The 16,401-nt window shown below is 65.0% G+C and carries 17 protein-coding genes; 6 read left to right on the top strand and 11 right to left on the bottom strand.

The features are described 5' to 3' along the window. Window positions 1–126 precede the first annotated feature (126 nt). The 3 genes from rsgA to ACQ4W0_RS22065 are packed head-to-tail and all read right to left on the bottom strand — an operon-like array spanning window position 127 to window position 2,671. On the bottom strand, window positions 127–1,032 hold the full coding sequence (gene rsgA / locus ACQ4W0_RS22075; RefSeq protein ID WP_436578697.1) for a ribosome small subunit-dependent GTPase A: 906 nt from the start codon (window positions 1,030–1,032) through the stop codon (window positions 127–129). Further along, the gene (locus ACQ4W0_RS22070) at window positions 1,029–1,394 is read right to left on the bottom strand and encodes a 4a-hydroxytetrahydrobiopterin dehydratase (protein WP_436578696.1); all 366 of its coding nucleotides are present in this window, start codon (window positions 1,392–1,394) and stop codon (window positions 1,029–1,031) included. Before ACQ4W0_RS22070 ends, rsgA begins: the two co-directional genes overlap by 4 nt. Beyond that, entirely contained in the window at window positions 1,391–2,671 is a 1,281-nt protein-coding gene (locus ACQ4W0_RS22065; protein WP_436578695.1) for a M48 family metallopeptidase, read from the bottom strand. Before ACQ4W0_RS22065 ends, ACQ4W0_RS22070 begins: the two co-directional genes overlap by 4 nt. Window positions 2,672–2,727: 56 nt before the next feature. On the opposite strand from ACQ4W0_RS22065, the gene orn reads away from it, so the two are divergent. Continuing rightward, window positions 2,728–3,324 carry an oligoribonuclease gene (orn, locus tag ACQ4W0_RS22060; protein ID WP_170840539.1) on the top strand — a complete coding sequence of 199 codons (597 nt, stop codon included), beginning with the start codon at window positions 2,728–2,730 and terminating at the stop codon, window positions 3,322–3,324. A gap of 138 nt (window positions 3,325–3,462) precedes the next feature. On the opposite strand, the gene ACQ4W0_RS22055 is transcribed toward orn, so the two are convergent. Further along, window positions 3,463–3,801, bottom strand: a complete 339-nt coding sequence (locus tag ACQ4W0_RS22055) for a hypothetical protein (RefSeq protein WP_436578694.1) — start codon at window positions 3,799–3,801, stop codon at window positions 3,463–3,465. Continuing rightward, entirely contained in the window at window positions 3,798–4,742 is a 945-nt protein-coding gene (gcvA, locus tag ACQ4W0_RS22050; protein WP_436578693.1) for a transcriptional regulator GcvA, read from the bottom strand. Before gcvA ends, ACQ4W0_RS22055 begins: the two co-directional genes overlap by 4 nt. Window positions 4,743–4,979: 237 nt before the next feature. Here gcvA and ACQ4W0_RS22045 point away from each other — a divergent pair, with 237 nt between their 5' ends. From ACQ4W0_RS22045 to ACQ4W0_RS22025, 5 genes are all read left to right on the top strand, one after another. Continuing rightward, window positions 4,980–5,879 (top strand): DMT family transporter, encoded by a 900-nt coding sequence (locus ACQ4W0_RS22045; RefSeq protein WP_436578692.1) that lies wholly within the window; start codon window positions 4,980–4,982, stop codon window positions 5,877–5,879. 220 nt (window positions 5,880–6,099) lie between these two features. Continuing rightward, entirely contained in the window at window positions 6,100–7,203 is a 1,104-nt protein-coding gene (locus ACQ4W0_RS22040; RefSeq protein ID WP_436578724.1) for a hemin-degrading factor, read from the top strand. Continuing rightward, complete coding sequence (locus ACQ4W0_RS22035; RefSeq protein WP_436578691.1) at window positions 7,191–8,117, top strand: heme/hemin ABC transporter substrate-binding protein; 927 nt, start codon at window positions 7,191–7,193, stop codon at window positions 8,115–8,117. The genes ACQ4W0_RS22040 and ACQ4W0_RS22035 overlap by 13 nt, the downstream gene beginning before the upstream one ends. Further along, the gene (locus ACQ4W0_RS22030; protein ID WP_436578690.1) at window positions 8,114–9,166 is read left to right on the top strand and encodes a FecCD family ABC transporter permease; all 1,053 of its coding nucleotides are present in this window, start codon (window positions 8,114–8,116) and stop codon (window positions 9,164–9,166) included. The genes ACQ4W0_RS22035 and ACQ4W0_RS22030 overlap by 4 nt, the downstream gene beginning before the upstream one ends. Before the next feature lie 10 nt (window positions 9,167–9,176). Further along, window positions 9,177–9,965 (top strand): ATP-binding cassette domain-containing protein, encoded by a 789-nt coding sequence (locus tag ACQ4W0_RS22025; protein WP_436578689.1) that lies wholly within the window; start codon window positions 9,177–9,179, stop codon window positions 9,963–9,965. 17 nt (window positions 9,966–9,982) lie between these two features. On the opposite strand, the gene ACQ4W0_RS22020 is transcribed toward ACQ4W0_RS22025, so the two are convergent. The 6 genes from ACQ4W0_RS22020 to ACQ4W0_RS21995 form a co-directional block, all read right to left on the bottom strand. Then, complete coding sequence (locus ACQ4W0_RS22020) at window positions 9,983–10,417, bottom strand: hypothetical protein (protein WP_436578688.1); 435 nt, start codon at window positions 10,415–10,417, stop codon at window positions 9,983–9,985. Beyond that, the gene (locus tag ACQ4W0_RS22015) at window positions 10,414–11,853 is read right to left on the bottom strand and encodes an efflux transporter outer membrane subunit (RefSeq protein ID WP_436578687.1); all 1,440 of its coding nucleotides are present in this window, start codon (window positions 11,851–11,853) and stop codon (window positions 10,414–10,416) included. Before ACQ4W0_RS22015 ends, ACQ4W0_RS22020 begins: the two co-directional genes overlap by 4 nt. Then, window positions 11,850–12,932 carry an HlyD family secretion protein gene (locus ACQ4W0_RS22010; RefSeq protein ID WP_436578686.1) on the bottom strand — a complete coding sequence of 361 codons (1,083 nt, stop codon included), beginning with the start codon at window positions 12,930–12,932 and terminating at the stop codon, window positions 11,850–11,852. The genes ACQ4W0_RS22015 and ACQ4W0_RS22010 overlap by 4 nt, the downstream gene beginning before the upstream one ends. A gap of 26 nt (window positions 12,933–12,958) precedes the next feature. Further along, a complete protein-coding gene (locus ACQ4W0_RS22005) occupies window positions 12,959–14,527 on the bottom strand; it encodes an MFS transporter (RefSeq protein ID WP_436578685.1) in 1,569 nt (522 codons plus the stop codon). Between the two features lie 102 nt (window positions 14,528–14,629). Further along, window positions 14,630–15,547 carry a LysR family transcriptional regulator gene (locus ACQ4W0_RS22000; protein ID WP_436578684.1) on the bottom strand — a complete coding sequence of 306 codons (918 nt, stop codon included), beginning with the start codon at window positions 15,545–15,547 and terminating at the stop codon, window positions 14,630–14,632. Between the two features lie 78 nt (window positions 15,548–15,625). Beyond that, window positions 15,626–16,324, bottom strand: coding sequence for a UPF0149 family protein (locus tag ACQ4W0_RS21995; RefSeq protein ID WP_436553782.1), 699 nt, complete (start codon window positions 16,322–16,324; stop codon window positions 15,626–15,628). Window positions 16,325–16,401: the final 77 nt, after the last annotated feature.

Genomic DNA, 16,401 nt, shown 5'->3' with positions numbered 1-16,401 from the left:
GCGACGGATGGTTTTGAAATGAACGGTGGAAAGTTGGCTATACAACAGAATTTAATTCTGTTTTAATTGCAACGATAGGGGTTTTATTGGATTGGCGCCCACTGTGATAGCGGGCGCCATGACAGATCAATACAGCGTCTGCGCCGATTCGTGCAGCAATTGGCCATACAGGGTATGGCGCATCTTGGCGATCTTGCCTTCAGACAAGGCTTGCAGGATGGCGCATTGCGGCTCGATCAGGTGGCGGCAGTTGTAGAACTTGCAGCCGCCCAGGTAGGGCTGGAATTCGCGGAAGGCCCGCTCCAGCATGCCTTCGCTCAGGTGGTACAGGCCGAATTCCTGGAAACCGGGCGAATCGATGATGGAACTGTTCGCGCTCAGTTCGTCGAGCTTGTACAGGCGCGTAAAGGTCGTCGTGTGCTTGCCCGTGTCGAGCGCGGCCGAGATTTCGCGCACGGCGATGTCCGCGTCCGGCACCAGCAGGTTGATCAGCGATGACTTGCCCATGCCCGACTGGCCGATCAGGATCGACGACTGGCCTGCCAGCAGCGGCGCCAAGGTGGCCACGGCGTGCTCGGGTTCGGCGCGCGCCGACACTTCATCGACGGGATAGCCCATCGAGGAATACGGCAGCAGGCGTTCGCGGGCTCTGTCCAGCGAAGCCGTCACATCCGTTTTATTCAGGATGATGCGCGCCGCGATGCCGGCCGCGTCGGCCGCTACCAGCGAGCGCGAAATCAGGTCGTCGGCGAAGCCCGGTTCCGTCGCCACGACAATGAACAGCTGCGTCAGATTGGCCGCCAGCAGCTTCGATTTGTACTGGTCCGAGCGGTACAGCAGGGTCTTGCGTTCCTCGATGCGGTCGATGACGGCCTGGTCGTTGGAGGTGCGCGTCAAGTGCACGATGTCGCCCACGGCCACATTGGTTTTCTTGCCGCGCGTCACGCATTGCAGCTTGGCGCCCTCCACGTCGGCCAGGTAATGGCGGCCGTGGGCGGCGATGATGACGCCCGTCAACTTGCCTTCGCTCATGGGGCCACCTGGCTGCTCTGGAAGATGAGGTCGGCCTTGGCGGCGCAGATGAAGTCGTTTTCGGACAGGCCACCGGCGCCCTGGTTGACCGAGTGCGTGTCGTAGCGCACGGCGCAGGTTTTGTAGGTAATGATGAGCTCCGGATGGTGGTCTTGCGTATGGGTCATATAGGCCAGGGCGTTCACGAACGCCAGGGTCTGGTAGTAATTCTTGAAGCCGAAGTCGCGGCACAGCTTGCCATTTTGCAAGCTCCACTGGGGCAACAGGGCGTGCAGGGTGGCGATGTCCGTGTCGCCCAGCGCCTGCTGGCGCGGTGCGCAGGACAGTTGGGACAGGTCTTGCGAGGTCGATGGCGTATTCATGTGGCAGCCCCTTTCAGGTGGCGGATGCGCACGCTGGCCGGCGGATGCGAGTCGTAGAAGGCCGAGTGCAGCGGGTCGGGCGTCAGGGTCGACGCATTGTCTTCGTACATTTTGACGAGCGCCGAGACCAGGTCATCGGCCTGTGTGTGCGTGGCGGCAAAGGCGTCGGCCTCGAATTCGTGCTTGCGCGAGCTGAGCGATGTCAACGGTCCCAGCAGGAAAGTGAAGACGGGCAAAGCCAGCATGAACAGCAGCAGCGCCAGAGCATCCGTCGGCTGGCCCGTCAGTGCCAGGGCGACGGGATCGATGCCCAGGCCCGCGTAAAACCATGGCTGTGTCTTCAGGAAGCCCAGCAGGGCCAAAAAGCCCAGCGAGATGAGGAACATCATGGCGATGCGCTTGACGATGTGTTTGAGCTTGAAATGGCCCAGTTCATGCGCCAGCACAGCTTCGATTTCCTGCGGCGCCAGGCGCGACAGCAGGGTGTCGAAGAAGACGATACGCTTGTTGGCGCCAAAACCCGAGAAGTAGGCATTGCCGTGGGCGCTGCGTTTTGAGCCATCCATGACGAACAAGCCTTTAGAGGCGAAACCGACGCGCTGCATCAAGCCTTCGATGCGGCTTTTCAGCGATTCATCGGCCAGGGGCGTGAATTTGTTGAACAGCGGGGCGATGACAGTGGGAAACAACACCATCATCAGCAACTGGAAGCCGCTCCAGACGAACCATGCGTACAGCCACCACAGGTCGCCCGACTTGGCCATCAGGGTCAGCACGACCCAGATCAGCGGCAAGCCGATGAGCGCGCCCAGGCCCACGCCCTTGAGCATGTCCGTAAAGAACAGCTTGCGCGCCATGGTGTTGAAGCCGAAGCGCTGCTCCAGCACAAATTGGCGGTAGTAATCGAAGGGCAGGTCGATCAGGCCGGAAATGATGGCAAAGGCGGCGATCAGGCCGATCTGGTACAGCATGGGCGAGCCCGCTCCCATCCATTCATTCAGGGACAGCGCCAGCCATTGCAAGCCGCCCAGCAAGGTAAATCCGATCAGCACGGCATAGTTGACCAGCAAGGTCAGCAAGCCGAACTTGGTTTTGGCTACCGTGTAGTCGGCCGCCTTCTGGTGCGCGGCCAGCGGGATCTTTTCCGCGAACTCGGGCGGTACAGCGGCGCGGTGGACCAGCACGTGGCGGATCTGCCGCGAAGCGAGCCAGAAGCGCACGGCCAGGGTCAAAACGAGGACGGATACAAACAAAATCGAAAACGCGAGTGAATACATTCTGTGCCTGTGAGAAAATGGCTGATTATTTAGTTTGATTAGGCCAAGAGAGAATTATGTCACAAGCGACCGACTTAACCGCATCCACCCCTGCACCCGTTGTCCCGGCACGTCCAAATGAGATGAACCTGGTCTGGGTCGACATGGAAATGACGGGCCTGGAACCTGATACCGACCGCATCATCGAGGTGGCGGTAGTGGTGACGGACATGCACTTGAACCTGCTGGCCGAAGGCCCCGTGTTCGTGATCCACCAGTCGGATGAAACCCTGAACAAGATGGATGCCTGGAACAAGGGCACGCACGGCCGCTCCGGCCTGATCGACAAGGTGAAAGCGTCGACCGTGACGGAAGCGCAGGCGGAAGCGGAACTGATCGCGTTTCTGAAGAAATACGTGCCGGCAGGCAAGTCGCCCATGTGCGGCAACACCATCGGCCAGGACCGCCGCTTCATGGTGCGCGGCATGCCGAAGCTGGAAGCGTTCTTCCATTATCGCAATGTTGACGTGTCGACACTCAAAGAACTGTGCAAGCGCTGGAAGCCGGAAATCGCCACCGGTTTCAAGAAACACCAGAAGCACACGGCCCTGGCCGACATCCTGGAATCGATCGAAGAGCTGAAGTACTACCGCGAGCACTTCATCAAGCTGTAATCGAAGACGCCTCACAAAACCTGCTGCGCGTCGGTATAGGCGGCCTGCGATGCTCACCGTACTAGAAGTACGGTTACGCTTCTTAGCCACCTCTCCCTTCCGCTCGCTACGGTTTTGTGAGGCGTCGCGAAGGTTCCGTTACGCTAATTCGAAGGCGAGGGCGGACCAGACGCCATCCTCATCCTGCCACTCCAGCGCAAACGGTCCCGTTTGCCGTAAGTCCGTGATCCAGGCTGTTTCGCCAGGTTCGCGGAAATATCCCACGCACTGTCCAAACGGCTGGCCCAGCCGGCACAGCACCAATCCCTCGCCCGCCACGGCGCACCATTGCTCATTGATATCGATCAAGGCCACGGCCGGATCGCCATAGAATTCGCCCAGCTCTTGCCGCCATCCATCGGCCGCCGTCACGCTGGCCTGTTCATATGCATGCTGGACTATGTATTGGGCGCTGCGCGCCAGTTCCCTGCTGCTCATGCTGTCTCCGCAGTGGGCCAGACGGTTTCCTGGTCGGCGCGCGCCTCGGCGATCAGCCATTCGCAGAACGCGTGCACGAGGGGACGCGTTTCCGCCTGGGGCGAGCGCAGCAAATAATAGCAGTGGGGGCCGCGCACCGCGTGTTCGAACACGCGCACCAGGCGGCCCGAGCGCAGGTCGTCGCCGATCAGGGGACTGGCGGCGATGGCCACGCCCTGGCCGCTGGCGGCCGCGTCCAGGCATAAATACGTGTGCGAAAAGCGCGCGCCGCTGTTGCCGCTATTGCCGCTGTAATGCACGCCGCAGCTGTGCAGCCAGCGCGTCCAGTCGATCTCGCCGGGCAGGTGCACTTCCGGCTCGTCGTGCAGCAGCGGATAGCGCAGCAGGTCGGCGGGCTGGCGCAGGCTGGCCGCGTTGGCGCGAAAGCCGGGGCTGCAGACGGCGGAAAACCATTCTTCCATGAGTAAATCGACCTTCAAACCCGGATAACGGCCCGGCCCCAGGCGGATGGCCACGTCCACGCCATCACGCGCCAGGTCGACCGGGTGCATCGACGCCAGCACGCGCAGTTCGATCTGCGGGTAGCGGTCGCGCAAACGTCCCAGGCGCGGCATCAGCCAGCGCGAGACGAGCGAGCTGGTGGCCGTCACCGTCACCACCTTGTCATCGCCCTGGCGCCGCGCTTGCTCGGACACCTCGGCCAGCTGGTTGAGTATCGGCCCCAGCGCGGCCGCATAGCGCTGGCCGGCGCTGGTGAGCACCACGCCGCGCGGCAGGCGCTGGAACAGCACCACGCCCAGCCACGCTTCCAGCTGTTTCACGTGGTGGCCGATGGCGCCGGCCGAGACGTGCAGTTCTTCGCCCGCGCGCTGGAAGCCTTCATGGCGGGCGGCTGCCTCGAAGGCGTGCAGGGCGGCGAGCGGGGGCAAGGGACGTGACATGCGGATGAACCTCCTCGTTAAGGCTAAATAATATTGAGCCTATCCGTGAAGAATATTGGTTTGTTTCATTTTGCGCAAGCGAATATGATGCCGGCTATGCGTGAAGTGACCCGCAATATGATTAATGCAGGATTTTTCGCGCAAGCATCCCAAGCCAGGAACGAGATCGCCCGCAGAGGCGCTCCGGACAGCCCGCCTTGTTCTTCGTTCTACCCGATTTATTTGAAGAGGTTAGTCATGTCTGATCGCCGCGCTGTTGCGCTGGTGTTGCTGTCGGCCGCCGGTTTCGGCAGTTCAGCAGTGTTTGCAAAGGCGGCCTATGCGTCCGGGGTCAACCCGTCGACCATGCTGGCCTTGCGTTTCGTCATCGCCGCCATGTTGCTGCTGCCGCTAGTGTGGCTGGGCGGCTGGCGCTTGCCGCGCGGCCGCCTGCTGGCAGGCTACATGCTGATGGGCCTGATGTACACGGCCCAGTCACAAGGCTATTTCAATGCCCTGATGTATGCCAGCAGCGGCCTGTGCGGCATGCTCTTGTACGTGTATCCCGTGCTGGTGACCATCCTGGCGCTGGCGCTGGGCTGGGAAAAGCTGGACCGGCGCATGCTGGTGCTGATGGCGCTGGCCATTGCCGGCATGGCCATCACCCTGGGCGGCAAGCTGCAGGGCCAGCCCATAGGCATCGCCCTGGCATTGATGGCCGCCGGCGTGTACGCCGTGTACATTCTGTTTGGCAACAGCCTGTCGAAAAGCCGCGAGAATATTCACCCATTGGCCGCTTGCGTGGTGATCCTGGGCACGGCTGGCCTGTCGAATACTGCGATTGCCCTGTGGCAAGGCGTTTCCTTGCCGGGAACGGCGACGGGCTGGCTGGCCGTCAGCGCCATCGCCCTGTTCTCGACGGCCATCGCGATTGCCGCCTTCTTTGCCGGCGTGGCGCAAATCGGCGCGGCCAAGGCCTCCATCATTTCCACGTTTGAACCCGTCATCACGATGGCGTTCGGCGTGACATTGCTGAAGGAATCCGTCAGCGGCACGCAATTGCTCGGTGGCGCCATGGTGCTGGCCGCCGTCGTCTTGCTGGCGCAGCGGCCTACGGCGAAACCGGCCACCATGCCGGCGGTACAGGCCAGCGCCTGAATTCAACGCTGACATTTTCTCAACACTGATCAGTCGTACTGATCGGTCTCCTTTGGCGCCGCGACGGGTTTCCTGTCGCGGCGCTTTTTTTCGTTCGCTTTCAGGCGCACACACAAATAAGTCTTGATTGCGAATGATTCTCATTTATAATTGATTCAAGATTCCCCCACCACCAGCCAGCCCATGCCAGCCAGTGTTCGCCTTGAAAGGAGACACCGTGTTGAGCACCTTCCCCATTTGCAATACCGAACTGGTCGCCAGCGAATTTGCCCGCCTGCGCCGCGAAAAGAATGCCCGCCACCGCGACATCGCCGAGGAACTGGCCATTGCCGAGGGCGAGCTGATTGCTGCGCACGCGGGCTTGTCGCTGGCCGATGGCGCTTTGCTGGGCGCCCAGCGCCTGCAGGCGGACTGGCCCGCGATCATCGCCGCGCTGGAGCCGCTGGGCGAAGTCATGGCGCTGACGCGCAACGCCTCGTGCGTGCATGAAAAGACGGGCATCTACCGCAAGGCCAGCCACAACAACCATGTGGGCCTGGTGCTGGGTGGCGACATCGACTTGCGCGTGTTTTACCGCCACTGGGCGCATGGCTTTGCCGTACGCGAGGTGAACGAAAAAGGGGGCGAGAAGGAAGTGCAGCGCAGCCTGCAATTCTTTGACGCTGCAGGCCATGCCGTACACAAGATTTTCCTCAAGCCGCAAAGCGACCTGGCGGCCTATGACGCGCTGGTGGCGCGCTTTGCCGACGCGGACCAGACGGCTGGCATTGCCGTGACGGCGCCCGCGGCGCCGCCGGCGGAACTGCCAGACGCGCAGATCGATGTGGCCGGCTTTCGCGCCGCCTGGGCCGACTTGCGCGACACGCATGAATTTTTCACTGTGCTGAAAAAATACTCGGTCTCGCGCCTGCAGGGCCTGCGCCTGGCCGAAGCGCGCTTCGTGCAGCAGCTCGACAAGTCCTGCGTGCTCGACCTGCTCAACGACGCCGCCCGCGAAAAGGTCGCCATCATGGCCTTCGTCGGCAATGCCGGCATGATCCAGATTCATTCGGGACCTGTGCACAAGATCGCCGTGATGGGGCCGTGGATCAATGTCCTCGACACGCGCTTCAGCCTGCATTTGCGCGAAGACCATATCGCCAGCGCCTGGGTGGTCAGAAAGCCCACCGTCGATGGCCTTGTGACGTCCGTGGAACTGTTCGACGCCAGGGGCGACACCATCGTCATGTTCTTCGGCGAACGCAAGCCGGGCGTGCATGAGTTGTGCGAATGGCGCCACATCGTCGAGCGCGTCGTGCAGGAGGGCGAACTATGCGCCGCATGATCGCCGCCAGCGTGGCGCGCCGCATCGCGCTGAAAAAAATGGGGGCGGGAGCGCTGGCGCTGGCCGCGCCGATGCAGGTGCTGGCCGCCGTCAGCGACGCGGGCAAGCCGGTTGTCAGGGCGCGGCGCATCGTCAGCGTGGGCGGCGCCCTGACGGAAATCGTCTACGCGCTCGAGGCGCAGGCCGAACTGGTGGGCGTCGATACCACCTCGCTGTATCCGGCCGTGGCGCAACAGCTGCCGCAGGTGGGCTATGCGCGTACCTTGTCGGCCGAGGGCGTGCTGTCGCTGGCCCCTACGCAGCTGATCGCCACCGAGGAAGCGGGGCCGCAAGCGGTGCTGCGCCAGGTGCGCGACGCGGGCGTGCCGGTGGCGGTACTGAACGCGAATAACAAATTCGAAGGCTTGCTCGAACGCGTGAAACAGGTGGGCCAGATCACGGGCCGGCCCGATCCGGCCGCTCGCCTGACGCACGCTTTGCAACAGCAGTGGGACGGCGCCTTGGCCAGGGTGCGCCAGCGCGGCCACATGCCCGTGCGCGTGCTGTTCATCCTCGCCCATGCGCCGAACCAGGTGATGGTGGGCGGGCGCGAGACGGGGGCCGACGCCATGCTCGCGTATGCGGGCGTCGTCAACGTGATGGGCGGGCAGACCGGATTCGCCGGTTACAAACCCCTCACGCCGGAAGCCGTGATCGCCGCGCGGCCCGACATCGTGCTGGTCACGGACCAGGGCTTGAAGGCCTCGGGCGGCGTGGATGGCATCCTCAAATTACCGGGCCTGGCGCAGACGCCGGCCGGGCGCAAGCACCGCATCGTCTCGCAGGAAGCCATGCTGCTGCTGGGCTTTGGCCCGCGCATGCCACAGGCGCTGGCCGAACTGGACGCCGCGTTCGCGCAAGCCATGGCCGCATGAACGTGCGCGCGATGACGCCGGCAGTGTCCTTGCGCTGGCCACGCTGGAGCGCTGGCGGGCTGCTGGCGGCCGCACTGGCTTGCGGCTTGATCATTGCCGTGCAGGCGGGCGCCGTGCCGGTGAGCCTGGCCGACTGGCTGGCGCCGTTTCAATCTGGCGAGCAGGCACTGTCCGGCGGCGCGTATGTGCTGTGGCATATTCGCCTGCCGCGCGCCCTGTTTGCCATCCTGATCGGCGCCGCGCTGGCGCTGGCCGGCGGCCTGACGCAAGGGTTGTTTCGCAATCCGCTGGCCGATCCGGGGCTGCTGGGCGTGAGCAGCGGCGCCGCTTGCGCGGGCGCGGCCACCATCGTTTTCGCGGCCAGCCTGCACGTGGCGCCCGAGCTGCGCGTGTGGCTGCTGCCGGCCGCCGCGTTTGCGGGCGCCATGCTCATTTGCGTGCTGCTCGACCGCGTCGCCCGCTGGGCCACGCCCGGCTCCATCGTCGGCCTGCTGCTGACGGGCGTGGCGCTGAACGCCATCACGGTGGCCGTCATGGGCTTGTGCATCTACCTGGCCAGCGACGACCAGTTGCGCACCCTGACTTTCTGGACCCTCGGCTCGCTGTCGGCCGGCAGCTGGCGCCAGGTGGCGGCCCTGCTGCTGGTGCTGGCCGGTGCGCTGTGGGCCACGCGTTTCCTGATGCGCTCACTGAACGCGCTGGCGCTGGGCGAGGCGCAAGCGCTGCACGTGGGCATCGACGTGGGGCGTTTGCGCACGCAGGTGATCGTGCTGGTGGCCGTGTTGACGGGCTTCGCCGTCGCCTGGTGCGGCGGCATCGGCTTCATCGGCCTGATCGCGCCGCACCTGGTGCGCACCTGGCTGGGCGCGGACCAGCGCAAGGTACTGCCCCTGGCGATGCTGATGGGCGGCTTGCTGCTGCTGTTGGCCGACACCCTGGCGCGCACGGTCGCCATCCCGGCGGAAGTCCCCGTCGGTATTTTCACGGCCTTGCTGGGCGGGCCATTCTTCCTGATGCTGTTGCGGCGCTTCCGCCACGGCACCGCCTAGAGTGATGACCATGACGCCCTTACTTGAGCTGAGCTTTGCCACCACGCAACTGGGCCAGCAGTATTTCGGTCCCTTCAACTTGCAGGTGCATCCCGGCGAGCGCATCGCCATTCTCGGCCCCAGCGGTGCAGGCAAATCGACCTTGCTCAAACTGATGGCGCGCGAATTGCAGCCGCAGGCGGGCAAGGTGGTATTTGCCGGCCGGCCGCTGGCGCAGTGGCCGCTGGCCGAACTGGCCCTGCACCGCGCCGTCCTGCCACAGGCATCGAGCGTGGCCTTCGGGCTGCAGTGCGCGCTGGTGATCGGCCTGGGACGGGTGGCGCGCCTGATCGACCCGCAACTGGGACAGATCGTGCAGGATGCGGCCGCCCTGGCGCATGCCGCGCATCTGCTGGGCCGCCGTTTGGACACCCTGTCCGGCGGCGAACAGGCCAGGGTGCAGCTGGCGCGCATCTTCGCGCAGATGTGGGATGTGCAAGAGGGCTTGATACTGGTCGACGAACCGCTGGCGGCGCTCGATCCCGGCCTGCAGTTCGATTTGCTCGATAGCCTGCAGCAGTTTTGCGCCGCGCGCGACCACGCCGTCATCGCCATCCTGCACGATATCAATCACGCCTTGCTGGGCTTCGAGCGGCTGCTGCTGGTGCGTTCGGGCCAGCTGGTCGCCGATATTGCCAGCGATGCCGGCGCCGTTCCCGCCCTGGCCGCGCTGTACGGCATCGCCCTGACGACGGCCACCAACAGCGATGGCGACGTGTGCGTCATCCCTGCCAGAAGCGCCCTACGCAGGGCAGCCTGAGCGACTCACTCACTCAATCACCAGACGTCCGCCGCGCGCGGCCGCGCCATCTGGCCGCTGCCCAGCAGCCACACCATCAGGGCCTCGGCCTGTTCGCGCGTGGCCGCCACCTCCTGCATGATGCCGAAGGCTTTCATTGCGCCGGCCGCCATCGCTTGCAGGCGCGCGCGCTGTTCCGCGTCCGCTTCGACCGACACCAAGCCCCGGCAAATGGCGGCCAGCGCCACCTTGTTGTGCTTGAGCCACAGGCCGCGCCGCTTGCGGTCCACATGCGCTTCATCGCTGCGTTCTTCCTCGAACAGCATGACGAACGGTACACCGTGGCGCAGCAGGGCGTCCATGTCGTTTTCCCACAGCGGGGCATAGCCGGTGACGGCCGTTTCAGGGCGAAAGCGCACGATGGGAAAGTCGCTGACGTCGTGGATGGAGAACTGTGCGGGATTCGGTTTCATGGCGTGTTTCCTTGCGATGTAGTTGAAAATGCTTGCCAGCCGCCGCCCAGCGCCTTGTAGACCTGGACCAGCGACAGCGAGGCGGTGGCGCGGCTGTCGACCAGCGCCGCTTCGTTGTTCAATAAAGTGTTCTGCACATGCAGCACGTTGATCAAGTCCGTGCCGCCCTGGCGGTATTGCAGTTCCGCGCTGCCCAGCGCCCGGCGTCCCTGCTTGACGGCTTCATCGAGGCTGGCCTGGCGGCGGGCGTTGGCCTGATAGCCCGAAAGCGCGTCTTCCACCTCGTGCCAGGCGGCCAGCACCGTCTGACGGTAGGCGATGGCCGCTTCCTGCTGCTGCGCCTCGCGCAATTGCAGCTTGCCGCGCAGGCGGCCGCCATCGAACAGGGGCACGCTGAAGCCGGGGCCGAAGGCAAAGCGCTTGGCGTCCCAGCCGATGTCGGACAGTTGCATCGCTTGCAGGCCGACGCTGCCCGAGAGCGTGATGCGTGGATAAAAATCGCCTTGCGCCACGCCGATGGCGGCCGTGGTTGCGTGCAGCTGCGCTTCGGCGCGGCGGATGTCGGGACGGCGTTCGGCCAGGCTGCTCGGCACGCCCAGTTGCACCTGCATGGCCACGGCTGGAATGTCCTTGCCCGCCGCCAGTTCCGCCTGCAGGGACTGGGGCGGCAGCGCCAGCAAGAGGGCGAGGGCATTGCCCAGGCGCGCTTCGCGCTGCTGCAGTGGCGGCAGGCGCGCCTCGATGGTGGCTACGTGGGCCGCCGCCTCTGCCTCGTCGAGTTGCGTCGCCACGCCTTCGCGCAGGCGGATGCGGGTCAGGTCCAGGGTATGGCGGGCGATATCGAGCAGTTGCTGCGTGATGGCCAGGGTTTGCTGTGCGCCGCGCAACTCGATGTAGTCGCGCGCCGTTTCGGCCAGCACGGCCAGCACCACGCCGCGCTGCGTTTCCAGGGCCACCTCGACCCGCGCGTCAGCCGCTTCCACTTCGCGCCGCACGCGGCCCCACAAGTCCAGCTCCCAGGCCGCATCGAGGTTGTCTTGCCACAGGCTGTAGGCAGCCTGGCCGTTGTTGCGCGACGGGTCGCTCAAGCCTTGTTCGCTGTTGCGCGCGCGGCCATAGTTGCCATTTGCGCCCAGGGACGGGCCTTGCGCGGCGCCGGCCACGCCGCGCGCGGCGCGGCTTTGTTGCAGCCGGCTGGCCGCTGCCAGCACGTCGAGGTTGGCGCCGGCGGCGCGCTGCAGCAAGGACGACAGGGTGGTGTCGCCAAAGCTGTCCCACCAGCGCTGCTCGATGGCGGCATCCTGCTGCGCGGCGAAACGGGCGTCCTGCGCCTGGCGCCATTGCGGTCCCCGATCATGGTGTGGGCGCTGGAAGTCGCTGCCGACGCTGCCGCAGCCGGCCAGGCCCAGGGCCGTGATGAAGATCAGTGCTTTCATCGCGCGCTCACCTGTTTGATATCTTGACGGCGCATGGCCGTATCGATGCGCACTTCGGCCGACATGCCCATGCGCAGGAGGCTGCCCCGGTCCCGGTCGCCATCCTGGCCCGTATCGAGCGCGATCCTGACGGGGATGCGCTGCACCACCTTGGTGAAGTTGCCGGTGGCGTTTTCCGGCGCAATGGCGGCAAACGTCACGCCCGTGGCGGGCGCGATGCTGTGCACCGTGCCGTGCAGGAGCACGCCCGGATAGGCGTCGACGGCGATGCTGGCGCGCTGGCCCTGGCGCACGTGGGTCAGTTGGGTTTCCTGCAGGTTGGCGACGACGAAGCTGTGGTTCAGGGGCACCACAACCAGCAGGCTGGCGCCGGGAGCCACGAGGGCGCCGACGCGCACGGCGCGGCGTCCCACGATGCCGTCGATGGGGGCGCGCAGCTGCGTATGCGACAGATCAAGTTCGGCTCGTTGCAGGCTGGCGCTGGCGCGCAGCAGGGCCGCTTCGGCCGCGCCTTGCTGCGCTTGCAAAATTTCCGTCTGCTTGCGGGTGGAGACCAGGGCGGCGCGGTTTTGCGCCAGGCGCGCGCGGCTCACGTCGAAGCGCGATTGCGCCTGCTGCGCGTTTTGCACGCTGCCCGCGCCCTGGCCGGCCAGGTGCTGTGAACGGGCCAGCTCCTGCTGCGCCAGTTTGTCTTCCGCCTGGTTGGCGTCGACCAGGGTGGTGGCTTGCTCGATCACCGATTGCTGGCGCTGCAAGGTGGCGCGGGCATTGGCCAGCTGCGCCTCGACGCCAGCTACTTCGGCGCGGGCCGAGGCGGCGACGGCCTGGTAATCGCGGTCATCGATGCGTGCCAGCAGCTGGCCCGCTGTCACGCTCTGGTTATCTGCTACCAGCACTTCCCGCACGATGCCGCCCACCTTGGGGGAGAGCACGGTGTAGTCGGCGCTGACAAAGGCGTCGTCGGTGGTTTGCTCTTCGCCACGGGCGAACAGCAGTCGCCAGGCAGTGAAGGCGAGAGCGCAGGCCAGCAGGGCCAGGCCGAGGATAAAAGCGCGCGAGCGCAGGATGGGGACAGTCATGGTGAGGCTCTTTCGTGAAGTAAAAGTCAAGCGGCGCGCGGCGGATAGACGCGCGTCGGCAGGATGGGAATGATCACAATCATGGCCAGCGCGGTGGCGGCCACGGTGAGGTACAGGTCGGACGAGGTCAGGGTGACGACTTGCGCATGCATGCACGCACTCAGGCCAGGACCCAAACCCGCCATGTCCACGGCGGTCGGCAGGTTGCCCAGGCGCTCGCTGAGCACTGTCGAATGGAAATGGTTGCGGCGCGTGATCAGCGCATCGAGCACGCCGGTGGCGACGACGGCCGACATGCCCTTGATGGTGTTGAACCAGGCCGAGGCGAACGGGCCATCCTGCGGCGCCAGGCCCGTGGTGGCCAGCAGCAGCAAGGGAATCACGGCCATCGGTTGCGCAAAGATCTGCACCGCTTGCAGCAGGTAGAAATGCGTGCGTATCCAGTCCGGCGACATGCGCGCTCCGAGCACGCAGGACAGGGCCAGCAGGGCCAGGCCGATGGCCAGCACCCAGCGGCAGTCGACCGCGCGGATATTGCACAGGGCGGCCACCAGCGGCAGGGCGATCAACTGCGGCAGCGCCACCATCAGCATCACGGGCGCCGTTTGCAGCGGGCGATAAGCGTGCACCTGCGCGAGGTAGGACGAGGGAATCAGGATCACGGCCAGCAGCACGAACAGCACGCCGCCCAGGGTCAGCAGTGCGTGGCTGAGGTTGCGCCGCGACAGCAGCTGCAGCTGCAGCTTGAAGAACGGTAGCGGATGCGACCACTCATTTGTGAAAAACAGCACCAGCAGCAAGAGGCCGCCGCCCAGCAGCACGCAGATCAGCGGCGAGGCGAACCACGCCAGGCGCTCGCCCTGCAGCATGCCGACCACCAGCATGCTGATGGCGGGCAAGCCAAGCAGCAGGCCGCGCCAGTCGAACTGGCGCAAGCGCTCCAGGCGCAGCGGGTCTTGCGGCAAGCCCCAGGACACCATCAGCAGGGCGATGATGCTGCCCGGGATAACTTGCCAGAAGGCCCATTGCCAGCCCAGGTACTCGGTCCAGAAGGCGGCCAGCGGCGTGCCCAGACTGGGACCGAAGGTGGCGCTCAGCGCATAGCCGCCCAGGCCATACAGCTTGATGTTCGGCGGCAGGAAGCGCAGCGCCACCGTCATCAGCATGGGCGGCAGGGCGCCCCCGGCCGCGCCTTGCACCACGCGCAGGAGGATCAGCACGGACAGATTCGGCGCAAACGGGCATAGCAGGCCGGCGGCCATGCAGACGAGGATGGCGGTGGCCGTCAGGCGGCGCAGCGAGAAGGTGACGGAGCACCACGGCGCAAATGCCATGGCCGATACCGAGGCGGCCGCATACAGGGCCACGAGCCAGCTGGCGTCGTCGCGCGCGATGCCCATGGCGCCGCGGATGTCGGCCAGCGCGACCTTGGTGATGTTTTCATTCAGGCCGGACACCAGTACGGCCAGCAGCACGCCGGCCAGGCCCGTGGCCAGGCGCAGGCCGAAGACGGCGGGTACAGGTGGTGCGGCCTGTGGTGGAGAAGGGAACGGCGCGGCCGCAGGGGCGGCGCCGGGAAGGGGGACAGCAGACACAGGGAACTCCGTGGATGAGAATCAGTCCACGCAGTATAGGTAGCCGTTAATCTTGTGAAAATTGATCATTGATGAAGTCTGGATTGCGTCTGACGCAACGATTCAGGCTCCCGGCGCGCTGCTGCACAGCTCCTTGATCATGCGCCGCAGCCAGCGGTGCGCATGGTCGTGGTCGAGGCGCGGGTGCCAGGCCTGGAATACTTCCACGCTGTCGACGGGGATGGGCAGCGGGAACTGGCGCAGGCTCAGGCCCAGGCGCTCGACGATGGGCAGCAGGGGCGTGGGCATCAGGGGTAGCAGCAGGAGCGAATCGGCCACGGCGAAAATGGCCGACTGAAAATTGGGCGTGATCAGCGACACCCTGCGCGTGTAGCCACGCTCGGCCAGGGCGGTGTCGAACGGGCCGCGCGCCAGGCCGCGCCGCGAGACGCTGATATGTTCGTATTCGGTAAAGCTGTCGAGGTTGAGGGGGCTGTCGAAGATCGGGTGGTCGCTGCGGGCGATGCCGACAAAGCCGCTGGAAAATAGCTGCTGCAGCTTGATGTCGGGCGCAAAGGCGCGCCGCGCGCTGATGTACAGGTCGATGCGGCCCGCCTGCAGGGCGTCGTTTTCCGTGGCGCCATCGCCTTCGGGCACGAAGCGCAGCACCGTGTTCGGTGCATGGCTGGCCAGCAGGTCGCGCAGCTTGCCGCCGTAGGCGCCGACAAACACGTCGTTGGCGCACAGGCTGAAGGTGCGTTGCAGCGTGCGCAGGTCGATTTCTCGGCCGGAAGTGAAGACGGCGTGCGCCTGCTCCACCACGCCGCGCACCTGCTCGCGCAATTCCAGTGCGCGTGGGGTGGGCGCCAGGCCGCGCCCGGAGCGCACGAAAACGGGGTCGCCGATGGCGTCGCGGATGCGCGCCAGGGTGCGGCTCATGGCCGGCGCACTCAGGTTCATGCGCCGCGCGGCGGCCACGGCGCTGCCTTCCTCGAGCAGGATATCGAGGGCAACGAGCAGGTTCAGGTCGGGGAGTTTCATGCGGCGATTATAGCCCGTGGGCCAACGCCAGCGCTGCGCCGGCAGGACGCCGGCGCAGAGGGAGATGCTATTGCGGGATTACTCGGCTGCCGGCTCGGCGCCGCAGCATTTCTTGAACTTCTTGCCGCTGCCGCAAGGGCAGTCGTCGTTGCGGCCCACTTTCGGCTCTTCGCGCTTCATGGTTTGCACCGGTGCCTTGCGGCGCGGTACCCAGAAACGGTGGATGGCCGGCAGGTTCGCTTCCAGTTCCTGCGCCAACTTGTGCGCCTTGACCGGGTCTTCCACCAGTTTCAGTTCTTCTTCCTTGATTTCGTCGGCGCCCAGCAGGTAGATCGGCTGCATCAGCTCGGCCACTTCGGAGTTCCAGATTTCACTCCACGAGCCAGGACGCAGTTCCATGCCGTCCCAGAAGCCCCAGCACCAGGCTTCGGCGTCGATCAGGGTCTGGCCTTCGTAGTCGTGTTCGACGAACAGGGCTTCGAATTCCTTCGGCGCCACTTCAAACGTCACCAGCACTTCGTTCATGAAGCGCATGATCAGGTTGACGATGCGTTCTTCTTCCTTGCTGTTCTTGAATTTTGGTGCATCTTCGGCATCTTCGCCCCAAACGCGCGGCAACCACTCGGCCGGCATGATCGGTTCCGGGCCGATGGCCACAGCCGTCAGATAGCCGTGCAGCATATCCATGGTCATCGCGTCCTCGGAGCAGCGCTCCGACAACAGGAATTGGTCTAGTTCGTCGAATTCTTTTTCTGATAATGGCTGTTCGAGTTGCATGGCTTGCTCTTTGATTGAATGTAAGCCGTCAGTATACGCTTTGCTGGGCTGCGCCGCCGAAGTGTTTGCACCGGCGG

The organism is Janthinobacterium breve, assembly GCF_051380895.1.
In the GTDB taxonomy this organism is placed as follows: Bacteria; Pseudomonadota; Gammaproteobacteria; order Burkholderiales; family Burkholderiaceae_D; genus Janthinobacterium.
Note: the sequence above shows the minus strand (reverse complement) of the source record. Positions and strands in the feature narration are given on the sequence as shown.

Excerpts from the sequence above, each read along its gene's own strand:
- rsgA (WP_436578697.1), bottom strand. The coding sequence starts at position 1,032 with ATGAGCGAAGGCAAGTTGACGGGCGTCATCATCGCCGCCCACGGCCGC.
- ACQ4W0_RS22070 (WP_436578696.1), bottom strand. The coding sequence starts at position 1,394 with ATGAATACGCCATCGACCTCGCAAGACCTGTCCCAACTGTCCTGCGCA.
- ACQ4W0_RS22065 (WP_436578695.1), bottom strand. The coding sequence starts at position 2,671 with ATGTATTCACTCGCGTTTTCGATTTTGTTTGTATCCGTCCTCGTTTTG.
- orn (WP_170840539.1), top strand. The coding sequence starts at position 2,728 with ATGTCACAAGCGACCGACTTAACCGCATCCACCCCTGCACCCGTTGTC.
- ACQ4W0_RS22055 (WP_436578694.1), bottom strand. The coding sequence starts at position 3,801 with ATGAGCAGCAGGGAACTGGCGCGCAGCGCCCAATACATAGTCCAGCAT.
- gcvA (WP_436578693.1), bottom strand. The coding sequence starts at position 4,742 with ATGTCACGTCCCTTGCCCCCGCTCGCCGCCCTGCACGCCTTCGAGGCA.
- ACQ4W0_RS22045 (WP_436578692.1), top strand. The coding sequence starts at position 4,980 with ATGTCTGATCGCCGCGCTGTTGCGCTGGTGTTGCTGTCGGCCGCCGGT.
- ACQ4W0_RS22035 (WP_436578691.1), top strand. The coding sequence starts at position 7,191 with ATGCGCCGCATGATCGCCGCCAGCGTGGCGCGCCGCATCGCGCTGAAA.
- ACQ4W0_RS22030 (WP_436578690.1), top strand. The coding sequence starts at position 8,114 with ATGAACGTGCGCGCGATGACGCCGGCAGTGTCCTTGCGCTGGCCACGC.
- ACQ4W0_RS22025 (WP_436578689.1), top strand. The coding sequence starts at position 9,177 with ATGACGCCCTTACTTGAGCTGAGCTTTGCCACCACGCAACTGGGCCAG.
- ACQ4W0_RS22020 (WP_436578688.1), bottom strand. The coding sequence starts at position 10,417 with ATGAAACCGAATCCCGCACAGTTCTCCATCCACGACGTCAGCGACTTT.
- ACQ4W0_RS22015 (WP_436578687.1), bottom strand. The coding sequence starts at position 11,853 with ATGAAAGCACTGATCTTCATCACGGCCCTGGGCCTGGCCGGCTGCGGC.
- ACQ4W0_RS22010 (WP_436578686.1), bottom strand. The coding sequence starts at position 12,932 with ATGACTGTCCCCATCCTGCGCTCGCGCGCTTTTATCCTCGGCCTGGCC.
- ACQ4W0_RS22000 (WP_436578684.1), bottom strand. The coding sequence starts at position 15,547 with ATGAAACTCCCCGACCTGAACCTGCTCGTTGCCCTCGATATCCTGCTC.
- ACQ4W0_RS21995 (WP_436553782.1), bottom strand. The coding sequence starts at position 16,324 with ATGCAACTCGAACAGCCATTATCAGAAAAAGAATTCGACGAACTAGAC.